Origin of the sequence: Okeania sp. SIO2F5 (genome assembly GCF_010692685.1) — a bacterium.
GTDB classification, from domain to species: Bacteria; Cyanobacteriota; Cyanobacteriia; order Cyanobacteriales; family Microcoleaceae; genus Okeania; species Okeania hirsuta.
In genome coordinates this window covers 21,776-40,048 of record NZ_JAAHGU010000033.1, presented here as the reverse complement: position 1 = coordinate 40,048, position 18,273 = coordinate 21,776, and the positions used below count along the sequence as shown (strand labels likewise).

Here is an 18,273-nt window from a genome sequence, read left to right as displayed (position 1 = left end):
TGGCGGGAAATGTAGATGTTTCTCAAGAGCTGATAGCTGACTGCTGAATGCAGAATGCTTACTTATTTACTAATAAGTAGTCGTGAAAATAAATTTCCTAGTTAAGAGAGGGAACAGGGAATAATAAGTAAATAGGATCTGTAATTAATTTTGCTTATGAACTTACTAAATATCAACATTCTTGCTACATCTTATTGAGAGTAGGGTTATTAGGAATAATACAAAATTGAAATTCAGCTACATAGAATAATATTTCAAGCATAATTTACCGCAGGTAAGTGTAGATAGATATAGATCGATTGAATGGATTTCAAATTCTATGCAACCTCATATAAAACTGGTATAAGATGTCTTCGCTCTTGACAAACTAATCCTTAAAAACATTACTATTCCTGACTTATTTCTTAATAACTGAAGTCTTGAATAATTTCTTGCATTATTTTGGAAATTGGTATAATAACAACCCTAAAAATACTTGATATATATCCCATTCACTATTAGACCAAGTTTGGTAAATGTTTCCTACAAATAGTTAGGGTATTTCTTAGGAGTCAGGAGTCAGAATTCCCTTCTACCTTCTGCCTCCTGCCCTCTGCCTTTCCTGATATAGAACTGCTGTTCAAGATTAAGGTGGGCCTAGTTTCTAGGTATTGTGATACAAACATTGCACACACATTGAAAAAATAGTAGTTATTTCCATCCAACTTCATCTCACATTTCCCGCATTTATTATATATGAATTTAAGGCTCAATCAATCTAGGAAAATTACAATACAGCTAAATAACTTAATCATAGATTGATTATAAAAATAACTTAGAAGAAGAGTTAATATAGTAATAAGCTGAACATGATAAAATGAATAACTAAAGAAGTTTCTGAGGATAATAAAAATGGCTATAAAATTACAAAGACCAATATTAGTAGGAGGCATCGGATTATCTCTACTATTATGGTTATTAGATAGTGTCCAACATTCCGTGGCAGAATTTGGCGGAGTTACTATGTTAGGAATTATGGCAGCAGGTCTAGGAGTTTTGTTGTTAAAAAAACCACGGTCTAAAACACTCCATAAAGCTACTATAATTGCACCACCAACAAAAGAAATAGCAGAGGAAGCGATCGCCTTATCAGTTATTACTCTAGATAAGGTTTCCCAGGAAATAAACAGCACTAACAAATCTGAAGAAATTAGCCAACTACGTCAACAAGCAACCACATTAACTAACGAACTAGAAAGAAAAGAATTAAGTATAGTAGTGAGTGGTTATCGAGGAGTAGGTAAAACTTCTTTAGCTGAAATATTGAATTCTCAATGGCTATCTACTAATTCTCAAAAGTTAGAAATTAGCGATTTAACATGGCAGGAAGAATGGATAACAACAGATGAAGATACTCAAGTTAATCCTCTTTCACCTTACGACCTAATATTATTTGTTACTACAGGTGACTTAACAGATTCAGAATATCAAGCATTATCAAAATTAACATCTCTCGGTCAAAGTTTTATCCTAGTTTGGAATAAACAAGACCAATATTTGCCAGACCAAAAACCCCAGATATTACAGAAACTAAAAGAGACTTTATCTACCATTAACTCAGAAGAAAATTTAGTAGGAATTTCTGCCAAACCTAACTCCGTTAAAGTACGAAAACATCAGCAAGATGGCACTATAGAAGAATCTACAGAACAACCATTACCAGAAATATCTGGATTGATCGAAAAACTGAATCAAACATTAGAAAAAGAAACAGAAAAATTAGTCTGGGCAACTACTAAAAGAAAAGCACAAATAATTACACTTGAAGCTAAAAGTATCTTAAATAAAGTCAGACGAGAACGTGCTATTCCGATAATTGAACAGTATCAATGGATAGCTGCAGCAACAGCATTTGCTAATCCAGTTCCAGCTTTAGATTTATTAGCAACAGCAGCTATAAATGCTCAATTAATAGTAGATTTAAGTGCCATATATGAGCAAAAATTTTCCCTCGAACAAGGCAAACAAGTAGCGGGAACTATCGCAGAGCTAATGCTAAAATTAGGCTTAGTAGAACTTTCGACAAAAACATTAACTACTATCCTGAAAAGTAATACTGTAACTTTTGTAGCAGGTGGTGCAGTTCAAGCTGTAAGTGCTGCTTATCTAACAAGAGTCGCAGGTATTAGTTTAGTAGAATATTTTCAAACTCAGACAAATAGTAATTCTCTGAATATAGAGAAATTAAGCAAAATTCTACAAAGTGTATTTAGCCAAACTCAACAAAATAATTTCTTAAAATCTTTTGTTCCTCAAGTAATAAATCATATTTTGCCACAGCAGAAAAAAGTGGAACTTCTGCAAACTCAGGCAGAATAAAAAGAAGAAGGAAGAAGGAAGAAGGAAGAAGAAAGGAAGAAAAAGGAAAAAATGGATAAGGAAAAAATGGATGGAGAGTCAAACCACAACCAATTGAAAACACCATGTAGACGGTGGGGTATTAAACCGGGGTATTAAACCCAAAAGAAAAAGATAATCTAGCTTTCATAAATTTAGTAGTTTTCTTGACTGTAAAATTATCTCTTGTAAATTAAAAAAGCATAAAAAAAGTTAAGTATAGTAATTCTAAATGCTTTGTCAAAAAAATGAAACTCTCTGCCCTCGTTCCCTTTTAGATAATTCCAAAATATTTTTTTCACAACTCAAATGGAATTGCTATACATAGCAGTCGCCATTAATGTATTTGACATATCAAAAGCTCAAAACTTAGACAAAGCTAGATTTTTCCTTCTCTCCTAGAGAACTAAAGCCTTCTTATTTCTTGCCTTTTGCTTCTTCCTTCTTCCTTCTGCTATATAATAAAAATAAAAATTACTCAAAAACCTGATTCCTTCCTGCCTTCTTCCCTCTTCCTTCTGCTATATAAGTTACTCAAAAACCTGATTCCTTTCTTACTTATTCCTTCTTCCTTCTTCCCTATTAAATATAGCCTTGACTAACTCAGATATTTACTCAGAAATAGTGACAGAATATTATCAATCCCCAGAAAATTACCAGAAACAAGGTCAACAACACTGGAAACGTGCTAGGGCAAGTTTACGAAAAGCTCTAAATAGATATTCTGCTTTGCAAAATACGGCACAAAAAACAATAACTTCTGAATTTTTATCCTCCTTAAAAACTCAATTAGATTTATTAAAATCCAACATCGATAAGCTAGACCAAGGAGTAATCCAAATAGCAGTTTTTGGTCTTGTAAGTCGTGGAAAATCAGCAGTTTTAAATGCTTTATTAAGTGAAAAAATATTAGAAACAGGTGCTCTAAATGGTGTGACTCAATGGCCTCGTGCGATTAGATGGACACCTAATATTTTTATTAATTCTCATCAACAAGAGACAGCAAAAATAGATTTAATAGATACTCCTGGATTAGATGAAGTAGCAGGTCAAGTTCGTGGAGAAATGGCTAAGGAAGTTACTCGCAAAGCAGATTTAATTCTATTTGTTGTTTCTGGTGATCTTACCCGCACTGAATATGATGCTTTGTGTGAATTAAGGAAGGCTAAAAAACCGCTAATTTTAGTGTTTAATAAAATTGATTTATATACAGAAGCTGAACGAGAAGATATTTATAAAAATTTGCAAAATATTGTTGCCGATAAATCAGAAGAATTAGAAAATATTTATTCTCCGACAGAAGTAATAATGGTCTCAGCAGAACCAGCTCCTATACCTGTAAAAATTGAATGGCCTGATGGTAATGTAACTCATGAGTGGGAAACTCCATCGCCTCAAATAGATCCTTTGAAACAAAAAATAATTACTATTTTAGAGCGGGAAGGGCGATCGCTTTTAGCATTAAATGCGTTAGTACAAGCAAGAGAAGCTGAGGTAACTATTGCTCATAAAACTGTTAAGATTAAACAAGATGAAGCTGATGATTTAATCTGGGATTTTGCTAAGTATAAAGCTTTAGCTGTTGCTATTAATCCTGTTGCTATTATTGATGTGATGGGAACTACTGTAATAGATTTAGCTTTAATTCGCTCTTTGTCTCGTCTCTATAATTTGCCCATGACTAGCTATGAAGCAGGTAAACTTTGGAAAATAATTATATTTAGCGAGGGTGGTATGTTATTAGGGGAGTTGGGAAGTAGTTTATTATTAGGTTTAGGAAAGGTTGGTGTTACTTCTTATGCAGGAGTTGCTATTACTCAAGCTTCTATTGCAGCTTATGGAATTTATGCTATTGGTAGAGCTACTAAGGTTTATTTGGAAAAGGGTTGTACTTGGGGACCTTTGGGTCAAGATATAGTTATTCAGGATATTTTAAATCAGGTTGAACCAGATACAATTATTTATCGTTTACAACAGGAATTATTTGAAGGAAGAAGCAAGAAGCAAGAAGGAAGAAGTTATTGAAGAAGCAAGAAGGAAGAAGTTATTGAAGAAGCAAGAAGCAAGAAGCAAGAAGCAAGAAGTTAATAAATTTTATGGAATTATTTAATCAAGAAGGGATAAGGAAGAAGGAAAAATCTTATGTTGTTTTAGTTTTAAGCTTTTGATTTGTCCTAACCTTTCCTTCGACTGCTATACTTTTCCCGAACTTCTCCACTCCCCTACTCCTTTTACCGAAAAATTCAGGTATAAAACCTCTCCATTAATTGAGAAAAAAGAAAAAAAATCCTTTGATCCAATTCTCTTATTTTATAAGAAGAGGTAATTCTAAATTCTAAATTATTGAATCAGATTTATCTATTTCAGAAATAGCTTTATCGTAGCGATCGCGAAGTTCTGGAGATAAATCATCTGGTTCTATTATTGTCTCTTTAATTTTGGCTTTTTGTTGATTAGTTTCACAGTGAGGAGAACCAATTTTTGTCTTTGCTTCTCGTACAAATTTGATTTCTTCAGCTAAGTCAAAAGGGGAAACTTTTTGAGCTTCTCCTTTTCTCATCACTGCGCGACTTGCTGCTGCAATTACAACATTTAAAATATCACATCCGGCAAGTTCTTCTGATTCATTTGCTAACCATTCTGGATTAACATCTTCTGTAGTTGGCACTTCTTTTGGCAATAGATATTTCCATAATTTAATGCGACATTCTTTATCTGGTAATTCAAATTCAATATGTGCCAAAATTCGGCGCACAAATGCACCATCATAATTTTTGGCGAGGTTAGTGGCAAAAATTACGACTCCATCAAATTTGTCTAATTGAAGTAACATTACAGAACGACTAACATTAACTCCATGGTCAGAACTTTGAGTGACATTAGTTAATCTTTTTCCCAAGATAGAGTCAGCTTCATCAAAGAATAAAACTGAGTTGGTTTCTTTCACTTTGTTAAAAGCTGCCGTAATATTTTTTGGCGTTTCACCCACATATTTAGACTCAATTTATGCATAGTTAACTTTGATAATTTTCTTGCCTAAAAAGTGAGCGATCGCTTCTGCACAAAAGGTTTTACCTGTACCTGGTAATCCAAATAAATTAATTGCGGTACGCTTACCACGGGGGTCAATACTTTTTAAGTTCCATTGGTCATATAAAATATCGTGATATTTAATTCTATTTAGTGCGGTATCAATTCTATTTTTGACAGTTGAGGGGACTATTAGGTCGTCTAAACTTTTCTGGGGTTCTTCTGGAATAAACATTTCCATTCTGTTTATTTCAGTTGTTTTGTCAGAGGAGTTATTAGTGGGAGTTTGTTCTGGGGGTTTGTTTGAATTTGTACTTTTTGTTTCTTCTCTATTTGTTACTTTTTGCCATCCTGTAGGCATAAATTAATTCTCCTCAGTTAATTAAAAATATAAGTAGTAGATAGTTTCAAATAAAATGATGCAATAGAAAATTAGCTAGAGATTGCTTTCCTACGGAATACTACGCAAACACTATCGTTTGCTATCGCAAAGCTTCGCTTTTTCCTATCGGAATGCTCCGCAAACATGTCCTTAACAGCGGAAACGCAACGACAATTATAGTAATTAGGAATCAGATGTGAGAATTGAGGTGTTCCTTTAAAGCATAAAATATAGCAGTTATCTTATTCTTATGTATTCGTTTCTCCCCTCCATACTTATTCCCTATTCCCTCCATACCTAAAACAAAAGTCTCCAATATCTCACAATTAAAATCATATTGCTATATAACACACTAAATTAGTTGAAACAGTCCAGTAGGTGAATTTAATTAAGGTAAAATTTCATTGCGAGGAGGAACGACGAAGCAATCTTCATTACTTTACTAAATATGCTCTGCCAACTTTTCTCTTCCCCGTTTTCTGTTACCTCAAACCTAGAAATTAATACCTCACTTTTTATGAGAATTGATACATAGGATTAATGAGATAATATTTATTGGTTATCCCAAGGAAAATACCACGGACGACTCAAAGTCTTACTATCACTTTTGATAAATTCAGACCTAATTGTTCCTGGTAATTCATCCCAGTTCCAGTTAGTAGCTACCGAGAAATATTTACCATTAATGTAATCTACATTTAGACGAATCTCTACATCATCAATAGATTTTTCTCTTATAAAATTTAACTTAGCAGAATCAATTATTTCACGAATTTTATCGGCAATTATAGGATTTGATGCACCTTGAAGTGTTGCTAAAACTTCTTCGTAGATTCGTCTAACTTTTCTGCTAATGAAATTGCCAATTTTTCCTCAAACCATCTATCAATATTGGCGCGAGTTTCTGTTTCATTCTGTTTGCTTAAAAAATAAAATGCTCCAGAACCTAAAACGATAATTCCAGAAATAGAAAGCAAAGCAATTTTTATATTATCCATTTCTTTTTACCAATAAACAGCCATAGTTTTTCCTCTGAAAAGTTCTACTTGACTAAGCAGATATTTCCATTTCATAAATTTATCGATCGTCAGATTTAGTTACATAAATTTCAGCCTTACTTTTCTCACGGCGTAAAAACTATGCACGAACATTTGGAGGTATTTCATCTCAATCTACTTCTTTTTATGGGTAAACTTTTACCGGAACTTTTTTACCAGATTCAAAGATTTTAATTGCCGAAGATGTAATTTGCTTTATCCATCCACCTGATGATGATATTTCTAGTTTTATTACTTGCTTTAGCAAATATTCATGCAACTTTTTATCGATTTTTTTTCACCTCCAAATATTCAGAGTTTTTCCTCTGAAAATTCTACTTGACTAAGCAAACATTTCCATAATTTCCCGGTCACGATACTCAGTTACATCAATTTCAGCTTTACTTTTCTCTTGTTTTAACCACTCTTCACGAACATCTTGAGGTAGATCCTCCCAATCTACTACTTCTTCTATCTCCGTTTTTATCGGAACTTTTTTACCAGATTCAAGAATTTTAATTGTCCAAGATGTGACTTGCTTTATCCATTCACCTGATGATTTTCTTTCTAGTTTTATTACTTGCTTTAGCAAATATTCACGCAACTTTTTCCAAGCTTTACGAATAATATTACGGGTAGTAACAACAACATTATCTACAGCACTAAATGCTTTTCTTACTTGATTTTCAATTGATGGAATATTAGTTTTAATCCAAGGAAAAAGACTCTCTTCTGCCCATTTTAGAATTTGCTTCCAAAATATTATTACTAAGGTTGCTCCAAGTGCCCCTAATCCTAATGCTATTGCTATACCTATTAGAAATGGTTCTGGCATAATTTTCTACTCAATTGGATAAAGTTTAAAAGTTGATATTTTTTTCTCTTCATTTAGAACCCCTGAACGCACATCACTAGGTGCTCTATCCCAATCTAATTCCTCTTCTACTTTTTTTACTGCTGGTTGATTTTTTTTCTGATAAAAAATTTCAGTCCTCCGATTATATTTGAGACCCTTTGACCTTTTTGATAGTTCATAATGCACTTTAATAGTCAAAATTAATTCTTTGGCATCCTCAGCAATTTTTTCCGCATCTCCAGTTCTTTCTTTTAATAACCTTTGGTCATTTTCTCCACAAATAATATGGGTAGCATCCAGACATAAAGGTAGTTCTTCATTTAAGTTTTTTTGGAGAAATTCGGCAATAATTTCATAAACTTCCCGTTTGTTAATAAGTTCAGTATCTGTTTCAATATCACTTAAAAAATCGGGTATACTTTCAACGACCTTTTTCAGTCCCGGGGGTAACTCATCATATTTTTGCCGTAAATATCTCAGAATCTCATGAAAATTATCTCTGATTAATTGAACTAGGTCTGGTTCTTCAGTCATAAATCAATCTAGTAACTTAATGTTTGCTATTCTTCAATTCCATCACAAATTTTTTTTTTCAGTAGGGAATAATCTGTAAAAGTAAGGAGTTTAATGATTGAAAAATCTCCTTTTCGTCATTAAATTTGATTAAAAATTTTATGGTGTAGGGTAATGTCGGACTATAATATATAAAATTCCTCTACTTACCTCATCTATGGATATCCAAGAAATCTTAAATCTAGCAGACCATCTCATCTTTAATCAAACAGGAAAACATTTAGATGACCTCCAACAAGTCATATTAAGAGGTACTTTTCAAGGTAAAAAATATTCAGAAATAGCTCAAGAATTTCAATGCACTAACGGTCATGTCAGAGATGTCGCTTCAGAATTATGGAAAACTTTTTCAGAGACTTTCGGTGAACAAGTAAATAAATCTAATCTACGCACTACATTTGATAGATGGCAGTTTTCTATAGGTTCATCCACAAATATAGAAAAAGACTTTATAGGAATTAAGAATATAAATTTTTGCCCTGAAACTTTCTCCTCCTCAGAAACTATAAACCCTGAAAATTTGACTCAACCAAATATCAACAAACACCAGACTATACCTAAACCAAAAATCGACCTCTCAGATGCACCAGACTATAAAAAATTCTACGGTAGAACTCAGGAAATAAAAACCCTCAAAAAATGGATTATCCAAGAACAAAAAAAAATAGTAGTGCTTCACGGAATGAATGGCATTGGCAAAACAACATTAGCTCTTCAACTCATCAAAAATATTCAAAATAAATTCGACTATATAATTTGGCAAAGTCTCCGAGACTCCCCACCACTCAAAACAATTCAAACCCAACTCATTCAATTTATCTTTAACCAAAATTCCACTCTCGAAACCCCAGAAAATTCCCATCTTTTAGAAAATTTGAGAAAGCACCGCTGCCTCATAATATTAGATGACATCCAAACAATATTTAGTAGTGGCAAACTAGCAAGTCATTACACTCCAGAATATGAAAACTACAGCCAATTTTTCCAACTTATTGCCCAACTCTCCCATCAGAGTTGTTGCCTAATAATTAGTAGAGAAAAACTCAGAGAAATTATTAAAGGTAAAAATACATCCATTCGTTCATTACACCTCAAAGGTTTAGATGAGCAAGCAGCTACAAAAATTCTCAAAGACCAAGACTTACAAGTAGACGAACAATGGCAAAAATTGATTGACTTTTATCAAGGCAACCCCACTTGGTTAAATATAATTGCCACAACTATTAATGACTTATTCAGTGGAAATATCTCAGAATTATTTCAATACGACCCTCTATTTTTAGACGCAGACATCAAAGAATTATTACATCAGCAACTTTCCCGTTTATCAGAAGTAGAAAAACAAGTAATCTCTCACCTAGCAACCACAACCGAACCAGCAACTATTTCAACCTTATTAGATAATTTACAAATACCAGCTTCAGACTTGTTGAATATCATTAAATCTTTGCAGCGACGCTCTCTAATAGAAAAACAAGAAAACAATTTTACTCTTTTACCTTTGCTGAAGCAGTATGTTACATCAATTTGATAAATATTTGCTACAAATAACTAGGTTATTTATTAGGAGTAAGGAGTCAGAATGAATGGCTTTGATACTATTTATTAGCTAGGAATTAATCTTTTTAGTCCAATTAACATTTCCTATAAAGTATTTTAATTTATCTTATTATTCGTAAAATTATTTTTCCAAATTGGTATTATATCCAATCAATTAAATTAGAGTCTTGACAGAAACAGGTAGTAAACAATAGAGAAGAGATAGAGCAAAAAAAAGTATGAAAAAAAGATTTAAAGTATATTCTATAGCGCTACGCAAATACCTTAGAAAATTTCTCTATTCCCTGTTCCCTTACAACCCAAATTTCTTGTCTTAACCAAAAGACATAGCGCTATAGATAAAAAAACAATATTCCGTATTTATTGCCTCCCTATTGCAGGATGTACTCATAACTAATAACTGGCAACTGACAACTGATAACTGAAATGGCACTCGCTGTTGTTAAAAATTCAATAATTAGCTAAATTCTCTGCTGTATAATACAATTTCTCAAAAAGAATGCGATACTTATGCAAGACTTCAATGAATTAAGTAATTAGTAGGATTCAATAACGTGAAAAGGGATTATTAGCCACCTAATGTGTTATATCATGTTCCCCCTCCGGGGGAGCTACGAATTGCGGATAATCAGTTATAAATAAAATTTAAGGACTGACAGTACCGACGGTACCAAAGAAATAATGAAATTATCTTTACTTTTCTCCAATATTTCCTCTTTTTGCCCTTTTTTTCCCTCCTGACTCCTGAGTTCCCCTCCTGGGAGGGGGAGGGGCGAGGGGTGGGTTGACTCCTGAAAACTCACAACATTTATTTATAAGTATTCAACTGAACATGATATTAACTATTCTTATGTTTACTACTCCCCATCTCCCCATCTCCCCATCTCCCTCACTCAAGAAAACATAGAAAAGTTTTTGAGATTTGCTATAATTCCCAGAGCAAAATTTAATCTACAAGATTAACATTTTACGATCCTTAAACCTTCTCTGAAGTGAGCAACAGTCGTGACTACTGCTACTACAAAATAAAAAATTCTAATCGCCCAAAAACACAAACTAATTGCCCAATAAATAACCCCTGGTGGAACTCCTATCAGACTCACAAACTTTGAATTAACACTCTTTTCCAATCTATCTAAATTATTCATCTGTACTTTTTTATCAGGTAGGATAGGAAACTGAGCAGTATATAAATAGAAGCCATAAATACCATCATTACCTACCCTTTGATTTAAAAATGAATTAGTTAGTAATTCCGCTCCATCAAGAGATAAATTTTCGTTATTTGCTACCTGTTCTACCCAAATATCATATCTCACCATTTGAGTCGTGAGAAAAATTATTGGCACTAAAATTATTAATAGAATTGCACTCACATAACGACCTAAATACTTAGGTAAAAAAATACTTGCTAAACCAAAACCCATTCCCACAACAGCAAAAGCAACAATATTAAAAAGTTCAACTATTTCTATTCCTCTTAAAAAATCGCCAAAGAGAATTAAACTATATAAAAATCGATCCGCTAATTTGACAGATATAATTTTGGCAGAAATTATTGTACTAAAAATAAATGAAGTACAAAATATATAAATAGATAATTTAATCAGGAAAAGAAAAAATATACTAATTTTTCGGATGAACATGGCAATTTAATAGTTACAGCAAAAAAATTATCTATATCCTCAGATTATTGTGGAAGAATACTTTCAGGAGTAAGTAACTGTGGAAGTTCAATATTTGAAGATTTAAGGTTAGGCGATCGCCACCGATCACCTATATATTTGAAAATTTCTATGAAAATGCTCTTGTTTTCCTGTGAATTTTCCCAAACCATTCTGCTCCCCTCCCTCTAATTTTATGTATACCAGATATTTAGCTTACCACCTACCAAAACCCTAAAATATTATACCAAATATCAAAAATTTTTCTATATTTTCTTGAGGGGTTTTAGGAAAATTGTATGTAACGTCCGTAGGTCGAAGAGAGTAGTAAAAATATGAATAATATATAGTAAGTGTTTAATAATCGTATTGAATTTCACTTGACTGTACTAATTACTTAATCATTGAATTGTTGCATATGTAGATGATTATTTTTGGTAATTTGTATGACTTTTAAATATATGAATAAACTCATATTAACCAACCACTATTTAGCAGTTTATTGAGAAAATTAATAGTAAAAATAACTTATATTATTTATATAATAATCTAAAAATATTACAGCATTTTTTAGGATGGTGAGGTACAGTTTAATAGTAAGCATTTCCTGCGGAATGCTGCGCAAACAGCTATTAGCTGTCAGCTCTCAGCAAAATAAGGGAAAGAAGGGGGTTTTAATTAATATAGACTGTTTCAGCCAGCTAGAGAGCGTAAGCATAAATTATGACTCAATTAGTAAAGCTTTTATCTAAAATTAAAAGCAATAGCTGATGGCTGATAGCTGACGGCTGAATGCTGACGTTTAATACTAATTTCTATTCCCTATTCACTAAACTCCAAAACTGCTTTTATTAATTGATAATTGATCATGGATAATTGATAATTACCTCTGGTTAAAACCCTTACGGAATTGAATATAAGGAAATATTATTTCTTTTCTTAGTCGATTGAATATAGCGAGGAGACCCGCTCTTGACAGAGTCGCTCCGAAGATCGCCATCTCTCGACCGCTTTTTTCCCTTAAAAGGGTCAGCTTTAAACCAGAATTATTTAATTATTAATTATTAATTATTCGGTAATACTTTAACTCTTTAAGATAAAAATAGAGCAAATATATGAGGATAAATTAATGAGTTATCAAAATGAAAGAGATGTAATTTTTTGTCAATTTAGCAGTTATAGTCATCACGGTTATTCACAACTCCAATACGCAAAGCAATGCGTTTATATTTAGTAGAATCGTAAGCTTTTCCAGTGTGCATAACTTGGGAGTTATCCCAAAATACAATATCTCCAGCTTGCCAAACATGATGATAAATAGGTGTATAATTAAGAGCTTTCTCAAATAACTCTACCCAATATCGCTTTGCCAAATCAGGTTTATCCTCAAGTCCCTGTAGAATAGAAGTGTCTGAACCCAAATATAAACCTTTACGTCCAGTTATTTGGTGAGTTGATACTAAAGGATGTAGTTTCCTGGGGATCTCCTCCCCTGGTTGTGGAGATACGGGAGAAAGATGATACATTGAAAGCTGTTCTAATTGCTGCTGATATTCAGGTTCAAAGTTATTATAAGCTTTGATCATATCTAGAAAACCAGTAGTATGAGGCTGTCCATCAATGCCTTCTGAAGGGATAGTCACACCATATAGCATGACCACATAAGGAGTATTCATCTCTAACCCAGCAGTTTTTGGAAGAAGGTCTTTGTCGTGATGCCACTGCCAGGCAATCTTACCTAGCACATTCTGAGATAATCCTTTAGGATTCCCTAAAATAGCAGACCCTGAACTTTGTAAGTATGCAGGAATTTCAGGGTCTAGGGATTTTGGGCGACGATGACCAAGGTTTGAATCTCTAAAGGTCTGTCTGGCAAATGCTGTTAACTGAGATGCTGTCAGATTTTGGTTACGGACGAAAATAACACCATTTTCCCAGAGATTTTCCTTTAATTTTTCTGCCTGTTTTGGACTTAAATTCACAAGATTACAGCCTGGAAAAATTTCTTTACCAAGCCGATAATTTTGATATTTTTCAATACTTATATTTTGCCTAATAGCATTCATAATTCATACAAATCACTTTTTTTCTTTCACTGTAGCACTTATTTAAATTAAATACTATCCCTAGTATATTTGACTCTATATATGAATTTTTCTGAACCATACTAAACAATAATTAACTGTTTGTTTTTAATATTAGATAGTAAGAAGTGTGGCGATTTTAAAAGTCAAATTTTAATTACGAACTATGATTAAATTCTTCTTGAGCTAATTTCGTTATCTGAGCGATCGCTCTCAAGTCTAGTGAAAGTTTACTCTCAATATTTAACCATAATAAATATTCTATATTACCAGCCGGACCTTGTATAGGAGACCAGGTTAAACCAGAATATCCCCATCCTAAATTCTGAGCGCTATTCCATATTTGAAAAATTGCTTCAGCTTGGTCAGTAGAGGAACGTACCACACCTTTTTTACCTACTCGTTTTTTCCCTACTTCAAACTGAGGTTTTACCAACAATATTGTTTCACGAGGTGGAATAAGTAATTGCCATAAAGCAGGTAAAACTTTAATTACAGAAATAAAAGAAACATCAACTACTGCTAAATTAGGATATATTTCTGAATTTTCCTGTGCTTGAGAATTTAATACTAACTCCTCGCCATATAATTCTGTAGGAGTTAAATAACGTAGGTTAGTTCTCTCTTTTAAAACAACTCTTTGGTCATTACGCAAACCCCAGTCAACTTGCCCATATCCCACATCAATACCGTAAACTAATTTAGCCCCCGCTTGTAACAAACAGTCTGTAAACCCACCTGTTGAAATACCTCCATCAAGACATATTCTGTCAGAAATAGGGATAGAAAAATATTCTAATGCTTTAGCAAGTTTATAACCTCCCCTAGAAACATACAAAGACTTTTGCTTAACTTTTATATTCGCCTCAGACTCTACTTCAGTTCCTGGTTTATCAATTATTTGCTGATTTACCATTACTTCTCCTGCTCTAATCAAAACTTGAGCTTTTTGCCGAGAAGTACATAAGTTTTGTTCGACCAATAAAATATCTAATCTTTGTTTAACCACAAATTTTAATGATTAACTAGCTATCAGCTTTTAGAATTTCCGTTTCGGAATGTTCCGCAAGTAGTTATCAGCTTTTTGAGTTGTAAAAATCCGCTTCGTTAATGTTAAAAAAAATCAAAATAATTAATTACTTAGTTCTGAAAAAAACTGTAGGGATTTGGTTTCCAAATCCCATTTTTACGCTTGGTAATGAATAATTATTAAGTAAGTATTTCCTACGGAATGCTGCGCAAACAGCTATCAGCAATTAGTAATGAATAATTAGAGCTTGCTGATTAAAGATCAAAGTATTAACAGATAAAGGCTTGAACGTTTTTGGGTTAAAAAAAGTACCAACTTTTCGGTGGCAAGAGCTGCATAAAGCTAGTATTTTGGAATTATTATGGCAGAAAAATTGAGGGACAATTTTTCCGACTACCTCCTCTAAATTCTCCGTTCTTCCTGTCTCCTGTCTACTGTCTACTGTCTACTACCCCTACTAAAAGACTTTTTCAGCAAACCTAATTACTTATAAGGTTTTTTCCAGGGACTGGCGGTAACTTTTTATTCTTTTTCAATTTCAAAGGTTGCTTTTACGCAAACCCAAAATTAATAGCTGATAGCTGACGGCTGAATACTTACATTATTAATTATTAATTATTAATTATTCATTAATTAAATGTCCTTTTCAGCTAACTCACTAATTAAATGGTCGAAGGGTGCTTCTAAGAAAGCACCAGTTTGAATACCCGCCGCTGCCGCCTCAGATTTAACAAGTTCTTTAAGAATACCAATTCCAACCAAAGTAGGTCCAATAGGTACTTCTAGAGAATTATAGGTTTCTCGAAGACCTTGTAAGACCCTTTCATCTAAAACATCCGTGTTACCTGCGACCAAAGCATAAGTAGCATAACGTAAATAATAATCCATATCCCGTAGACAAGCAGCATAACGGCGAGTCGTATAAGCATTACCACCAGGACGAATTAATTCCGGCTGTTGTGCGAACAACGTAATCCCAGCTTGCTTAACCAAACTAGCAGCCATAGAATTGATTAATGTAGCAGCTTGTACTCGCGCAGTACCAGTTTCAAAATAAGATTTTAATTGATCGACAGCATCCCGATCCAAATAACGACCTTTAGCATCGTAATTATCTATTAAGCTAGTTATAGTGTCCCGCATATAATTATTCTCCCAACAATTTCTTAAACTTTCTATCCTACCCTACTATAAATTGACACCTAGCAGAATCATTTGATTCAGGCTAGGGAATATTGTAATCTTAGATACAAAAACTCAAGGATTTTCATTCTTATGATTGGCTGGATGTATTCTTATTAGCTGATACGAACTTATTGTTGCCCACATTGCGGTGTTTTCATAGACCGCGACTTGTTTGCGTTTGCGCAGCATCTTGTAGGGAAGCATTAACTAGGAAATGCAGCGATAAATATAAAAAATAGGGCGGTAGGGCATTCCGTCCTTAAAGCTCGTTGAGTCCGACGGGATACCGGGGCTGCGAAACGAGAAGCCGACACTATAGCGCCAGCTTAGTGTGGGAGTATGTCACAGCTATTCTTCTTGTTAAGAAAGCCAAAATTTTAAACGGATGTATTCTTATTAGGGCTATTCTTCTTGATAAGAAAGCCCAAATTTAAAACTTAGGAGCTAATATGGCACAAACAGCCCAAGATGTATTGAACTGGATTAACAATGATGACATTCAAGTTATTGATTTGAAATTCATTGACCTACCTGGTATTTGGCAACATTTAACAGTTCACAGAAGTCAAATTGATGAGAGTTCCTTTACAGATGGAGTTGCCTTCGACGGTTCTAGTATCCGTGGTTGGAAAAATATTAACGAGTCAGACATGATGATGGTACTCGATCCAACTACTGCTTGGATTGACCCTTTTATGGCTGAACCAACATTAAGTATAACTTGTAGTATCAAAGAACCTCGAACTGGTGAATGGTATAGCCGTTGCCCCAGAGTCATATCTCAGAAAGCAGTTGACTATTTAAGATCGACAGGTATTGGGGATACTGCCTTCTTTGGTCCTGAAGCAGAATTCTTTGTATTTGAAGATGCTCGGTTTGACCAAACAGAAAATAAAGCTTATTACTATGTAGATAGTATAGAAGGTCGCTGGAATTCTGGTAGTGAAGAACCAGGTGGTAACAAAGCTTATAAACCTCGCTACAAAGAAGGTTATTTTCCTGTATCTCCCACAGATACAATGCAAGACTTGCGGACAGAAATGCTGTTAACAATGGCCAAGTGTGGAGTCCCCATTGAAAAGCATCACCACGAAGTTGCTACAGGTGGTCAGAATGAATTAGGCTTTAAGTTTGGCACATTGGTAGAAGCTGCAGACAACTTGATGATTTATAAGTATGTCATCAAGAATGTGGGCAAAAAACATGGCAAAACTATTACTTTCATGCCTAAGCCTATATTTAACGATAATGGTTCGGGTATGCACTGTCACCAGTCAATCTGGAAAGATGGACAACCTTTATTCTGGGGTGATGGTTATGCCAACTTGAGTAAGATGGCACTTAATTATATTGGTGGTATCCTCAAACACGCTCCAGCAATTTTGGCATTCTCTAATCCTTCTACTAATTCCTATAAGCGATTAGTTCCTGGATTTGAAGCTCCAGTAAACTTAGCTTATTCTCAAGGTAACCGCTCTGCTTCTGTTCGGATTCCTTTAAGTGGTACAAATCCCAAGGCCAAGCGACTAGAGTTCCGTTGTCCTGATGCTAGTTGTAACCCCTATCTGGCTTTTGCTGCGATGCTTTGTGCTGGTATTGATGGGATTAAGAATGAAATTGACCCTGGTGATTCTTTGGATGTGGATATTTATGACCTCAGTCCGGAAGAGTTAAGCAAGATTCCTTCTACTCCTGGGTCTTTAGAGGGTGCTTTGGAAGCTTTGGAAAAAGACCATGAGTTTTTGACTACTGGTGGGGTATTTACAGAGGACTTGATTCAAACTTGGATTGAGTACAAATTGGATAATGAGGTTAATCCCATGCGTCTACGGCCTCATCCTTATGAGTTTTCTCTATACTACGATTGCTAATTGAATAAGTAGAATTCAGGAGTTAGGAGAAAAGAAGTTTTCTCAGACCTTAAGAAATGAGTATTTTATTACTTACATGATTTAGAAAGACTAAGGTTTAATTTATTTAAGCTTTGATCTTTAATGTCTGTATTTTATTTAATTCTCATTCCAAAGTAAGGACTAGAAATGATTTTTCTAGATAAATGATTCTTGATTTACTTGCCTGGCCTCATAGCAATAATTATGATGTGAAAAAATAGCGAGTTAGTTTTTATAGCCTCCTTCAATGGGGGCTATTTTTTTTGAAGGAATATATTAGGGCTTGCTGATTAAATCTAAAAGCATTGACAGATAAAGACAAGAGCCTTTTTTGGTCTTGAAAAAGTACAAGGTTTTCGTTCTAGGGAACTCAAAAAGGAGCGGATTTTGGGTTGACTATAGCAGAACAATGCTTGGGATAATTCATTCTCCTGCCTCCTCTAAATTCCCCATTCCTCCTGTCTTCCCCTCCAGGGAGGGGTTAGGGGTGGGTTGTCTCCTGACTCCTACCCTCACACATAAGACTTTTTCAACAAACCCTATATTAGCTATGGCACTATGCATTAAGGTGTTTGACATTCCTCTGTTGCTTCTTGCCTTTTCC

At 34.0% G+C, this 18,273-nt stretch carries 14 protein-coding genes and 1 pseudogene; 5 read left to right on the top strand and 10 right to left on the bottom strand.

Annotated elements, in window-relative coordinates; translation table 11 throughout:
• The first annotated feature begins 891 nt into the window (after nt 1–891).
• The 3 genes from F6K27_RS13735 to F6K27_RS13725 all read left to right on the top strand — a co-directional run bounded on the left by F6K27_RS13735 (nt 892) and on the right by F6K27_RS13725 (nt 4,486).
• On the top strand, nt 892–2,358 hold the full coding sequence (locus tag F6K27_RS13735) for a DUF697 domain-containing protein (RefSeq protein ID WP_287276658.1): 1,467 nt from the start codon (nt 892–894) through the stop codon (nt 2,356–2,358).
• Nucleotides 2,359–3,000: 642 nt separating this feature from the next.
• Nucleotides 3,001–4,401 carry a GTP-binding protein gene (locus F6K27_RS13730; RefSeq protein WP_287276674.1) on the top strand — a complete coding sequence of 467 codons (1,401 nt, stop codon included), beginning with the start codon at nt 3,001–3,003 and terminating at the stop codon, nt 4,399–4,401.
• Nucleotides 4,361–4,486, top strand: coding sequence for a hypothetical protein (locus F6K27_RS13725; RefSeq protein ID WP_287276656.1), 126 nt, complete (start codon nt 4,361–4,363; stop codon nt 4,484–4,486). The genes F6K27_RS13730 and F6K27_RS13725 overlap by 41 nt, the downstream gene beginning before the upstream one ends.
• A 225-nt stretch (nt 4,487–4,711) precedes the next feature.
• Here F6K27_RS13725 and F6K27_RS13720 read toward each other — a convergent pair.
• The 4 genes and pseudogenes from F6K27_RS13720 to F6K27_RS13705 all read right to left on the bottom strand — a co-directional run bounded on the left by F6K27_RS13720 (nt 4,712) and on the right by F6K27_RS13705 (nt 8,215).
• Nucleotides 4,712–5,641 (bottom strand): annotated as a pseudogene (locus F6K27_RS13720) (ATP-binding protein).
• A 962-nt stretch (nt 5,642–6,603) separates the two neighbouring features.
• On the bottom strand, nt 6,604–6,786 hold the full coding sequence (locus F6K27_RS13715) for a hypothetical protein (protein WP_287276655.1): 183 nt from the start codon (nt 6,784–6,786) through the stop codon (nt 6,604–6,606).
• Between the two features lie 382 nt (nt 6,787–7,168).
• The gene (locus tag F6K27_RS13710) at nt 7,169–7,660 is read right to left on the bottom strand and encodes a hypothetical protein (RefSeq protein WP_287276653.1); all 492 of its coding nucleotides are present in this window, start codon (nt 7,658–7,660) and stop codon (nt 7,169–7,171) included.
• Nucleotides 7,661–7,666: 6 nt separating this feature from the next.
• Nucleotides 7,667–8,215 carry a hypothetical protein gene (locus tag F6K27_RS13705; protein WP_287276652.1) on the bottom strand — a complete coding sequence of 183 codons (549 nt, stop codon included), beginning with the start codon at nt 8,213–8,215 and terminating at the stop codon, nt 7,667–7,669.
• 196 nt (nt 8,216–8,411) lie between these two features.
• On the opposite strand from F6K27_RS13705, the gene F6K27_RS13700 reads away from it, so the two are divergent.
• Nucleotides 8,412–9,785: an NB-ARC domain-containing protein gene (locus F6K27_RS13700; protein ID WP_287276650.1), complete on the top strand. Its 1,374-nt coding sequence runs from the start codon at nt 8,412–8,414 to the stop codon at nt 9,783–9,785.
• A 988-nt stretch (nt 9,786–10,773) separates the two neighbouring features.
• Here F6K27_RS13700 and F6K27_RS13695 read toward each other — a convergent pair.
• The 5 genes from F6K27_RS13695 to apcB all read right to left on the bottom strand — a co-directional run bounded on the left by F6K27_RS13695 (nt 10,774) and on the right by apcB (nt 15,735).
• Complete coding sequence (locus F6K27_RS13695; protein ID WP_287276648.1) at nt 10,774–11,460, bottom strand: hypothetical protein; 687 nt, start codon at nt 11,458–11,460, stop codon at nt 10,774–10,776.
• A 44-nt stretch (nt 11,461–11,504) separates the two neighbouring features.
• Nucleotides 11,505–11,651 (bottom strand): hypothetical protein, encoded by a 147-nt coding sequence (locus tag F6K27_RS13690; protein ID WP_161564367.1) that lies wholly within the window; start codon nt 11,649–11,651, stop codon nt 11,505–11,507.
• Nucleotides 11,652–12,647: 996 nt separating this feature from the next.
• Nucleotides 12,648–13,544 (bottom strand): TauD/TfdA family dioxygenase, encoded by an 897-nt coding sequence (locus tag F6K27_RS13685; protein ID WP_287276646.1) that lies wholly within the window; start codon nt 13,542–13,544, stop codon nt 12,648–12,650.
• A 175-nt stretch (nt 13,545–13,719) separates the two neighbouring features.
• Nucleotides 13,720–14,571 (bottom strand): TlyA family RNA methyltransferase, encoded by an 852-nt coding sequence (locus tag F6K27_RS13680; RefSeq protein ID WP_124143681.1) that lies wholly within the window; start codon nt 14,569–14,571, stop codon nt 13,720–13,722.
• Between the two features lie 654 nt (nt 14,572–15,225).
• Complete coding sequence (gene apcB / locus F6K27_RS13675) at nt 15,226–15,735, bottom strand: allophycocyanin subunit beta (protein WP_124143680.1); 510 nt, start codon at nt 15,733–15,735, stop codon at nt 15,226–15,228.
• A gap of 491 nt (nt 15,736–16,226) precedes the next feature.
• On the opposite strand from apcB, the gene glnA reads away from it, so the two are divergent.
• Nucleotides 16,227–17,648, top strand: a complete 1,422-nt coding sequence (gene glnA, locus F6K27_RS13670) for a type I glutamate--ammonia ligase (protein ID WP_124155250.1) — start codon at nt 16,227–16,229, stop codon at nt 17,646–17,648.
• 444 nt (nt 17,649–18,092) lie between these two features.
• On the opposite strand, the gene F6K27_RS13665 is transcribed toward glnA, so the two are convergent.
• Nucleotides 18,093–18,248 (bottom strand): hypothetical protein, encoded by a 156-nt coding sequence (locus F6K27_RS13665; protein WP_161565049.1) that lies wholly within the window; start codon nt 18,246–18,248, stop codon nt 18,093–18,095.
• Nucleotides 18,249–18,273 lie beyond the last annotated feature (25 nt).

Bases quoted from the DNA above. Each gene is read 5' to 3' on its own strand.
- F6K27_RS13735 (WP_287276658.1), top strand. From the start codon at position 892: ATGGCTATAAAATTACAAAGACCAATATTAGTAGGAGGCATCGGATTA.
- F6K27_RS13715 (WP_287276655.1), bottom strand. From the start codon at position 6,786: ATGGATAATATAAAAATTGCTTTGCTTTCTATTTCTGGAATTATCGTT.
- F6K27_RS13710 (WP_287276653.1), bottom strand. From the start codon at position 7,660: ATGCCAGAACCATTTCTAATAGGTATAGCAATAGCATTAGGATTAGGG.
- F6K27_RS13705 (WP_287276652.1), bottom strand. From the start codon at position 8,215: ATGACTGAAGAACCAGACCTAGTTCAATTAATCAGAGATAATTTTCAT.
- F6K27_RS13700 (WP_287276650.1), top strand. From the start codon at position 8,412: ATGGATATCCAAGAAATCTTAAATCTAGCAGACCATCTCATCTTTAAT.
- F6K27_RS13695 (WP_287276648.1), bottom strand. From the start codon at position 11,460: ATGTTCATCCGAAAAATTAGTATATTTTTTCTTTTCCTGATTAAATTA.
- F6K27_RS13690 (WP_161564367.1), bottom strand. From the start codon at position 11,651: ATGGTTTGGGAAAATTCACAGGAAAACAAGAGCATTTTCATAGAAATT.
- F6K27_RS13685 (WP_287276646.1), bottom strand. From the start codon at position 13,544: ATGAATGCTATTAGGCAAAATATAAGTATTGAAAAATATCAAAATTAT.
- apcB (WP_124143680.1), bottom strand. From the start codon at position 15,735: ATGCGGGACACTATAACTAGCTTAATAGATAATTACGATGCTAAAGGT.
- glnA (WP_124155250.1), top strand. From the start codon at position 16,227: ATGGCACAAACAGCCCAAGATGTATTGAACTGGATTAACAATGATGAC.
- F6K27_RS13665 (WP_161565049.1), bottom strand. From the start codon at position 18,248: ATGTCAAACACCTTAATGCATAGTGCCATAGCTAATATAGGGTTTGTT.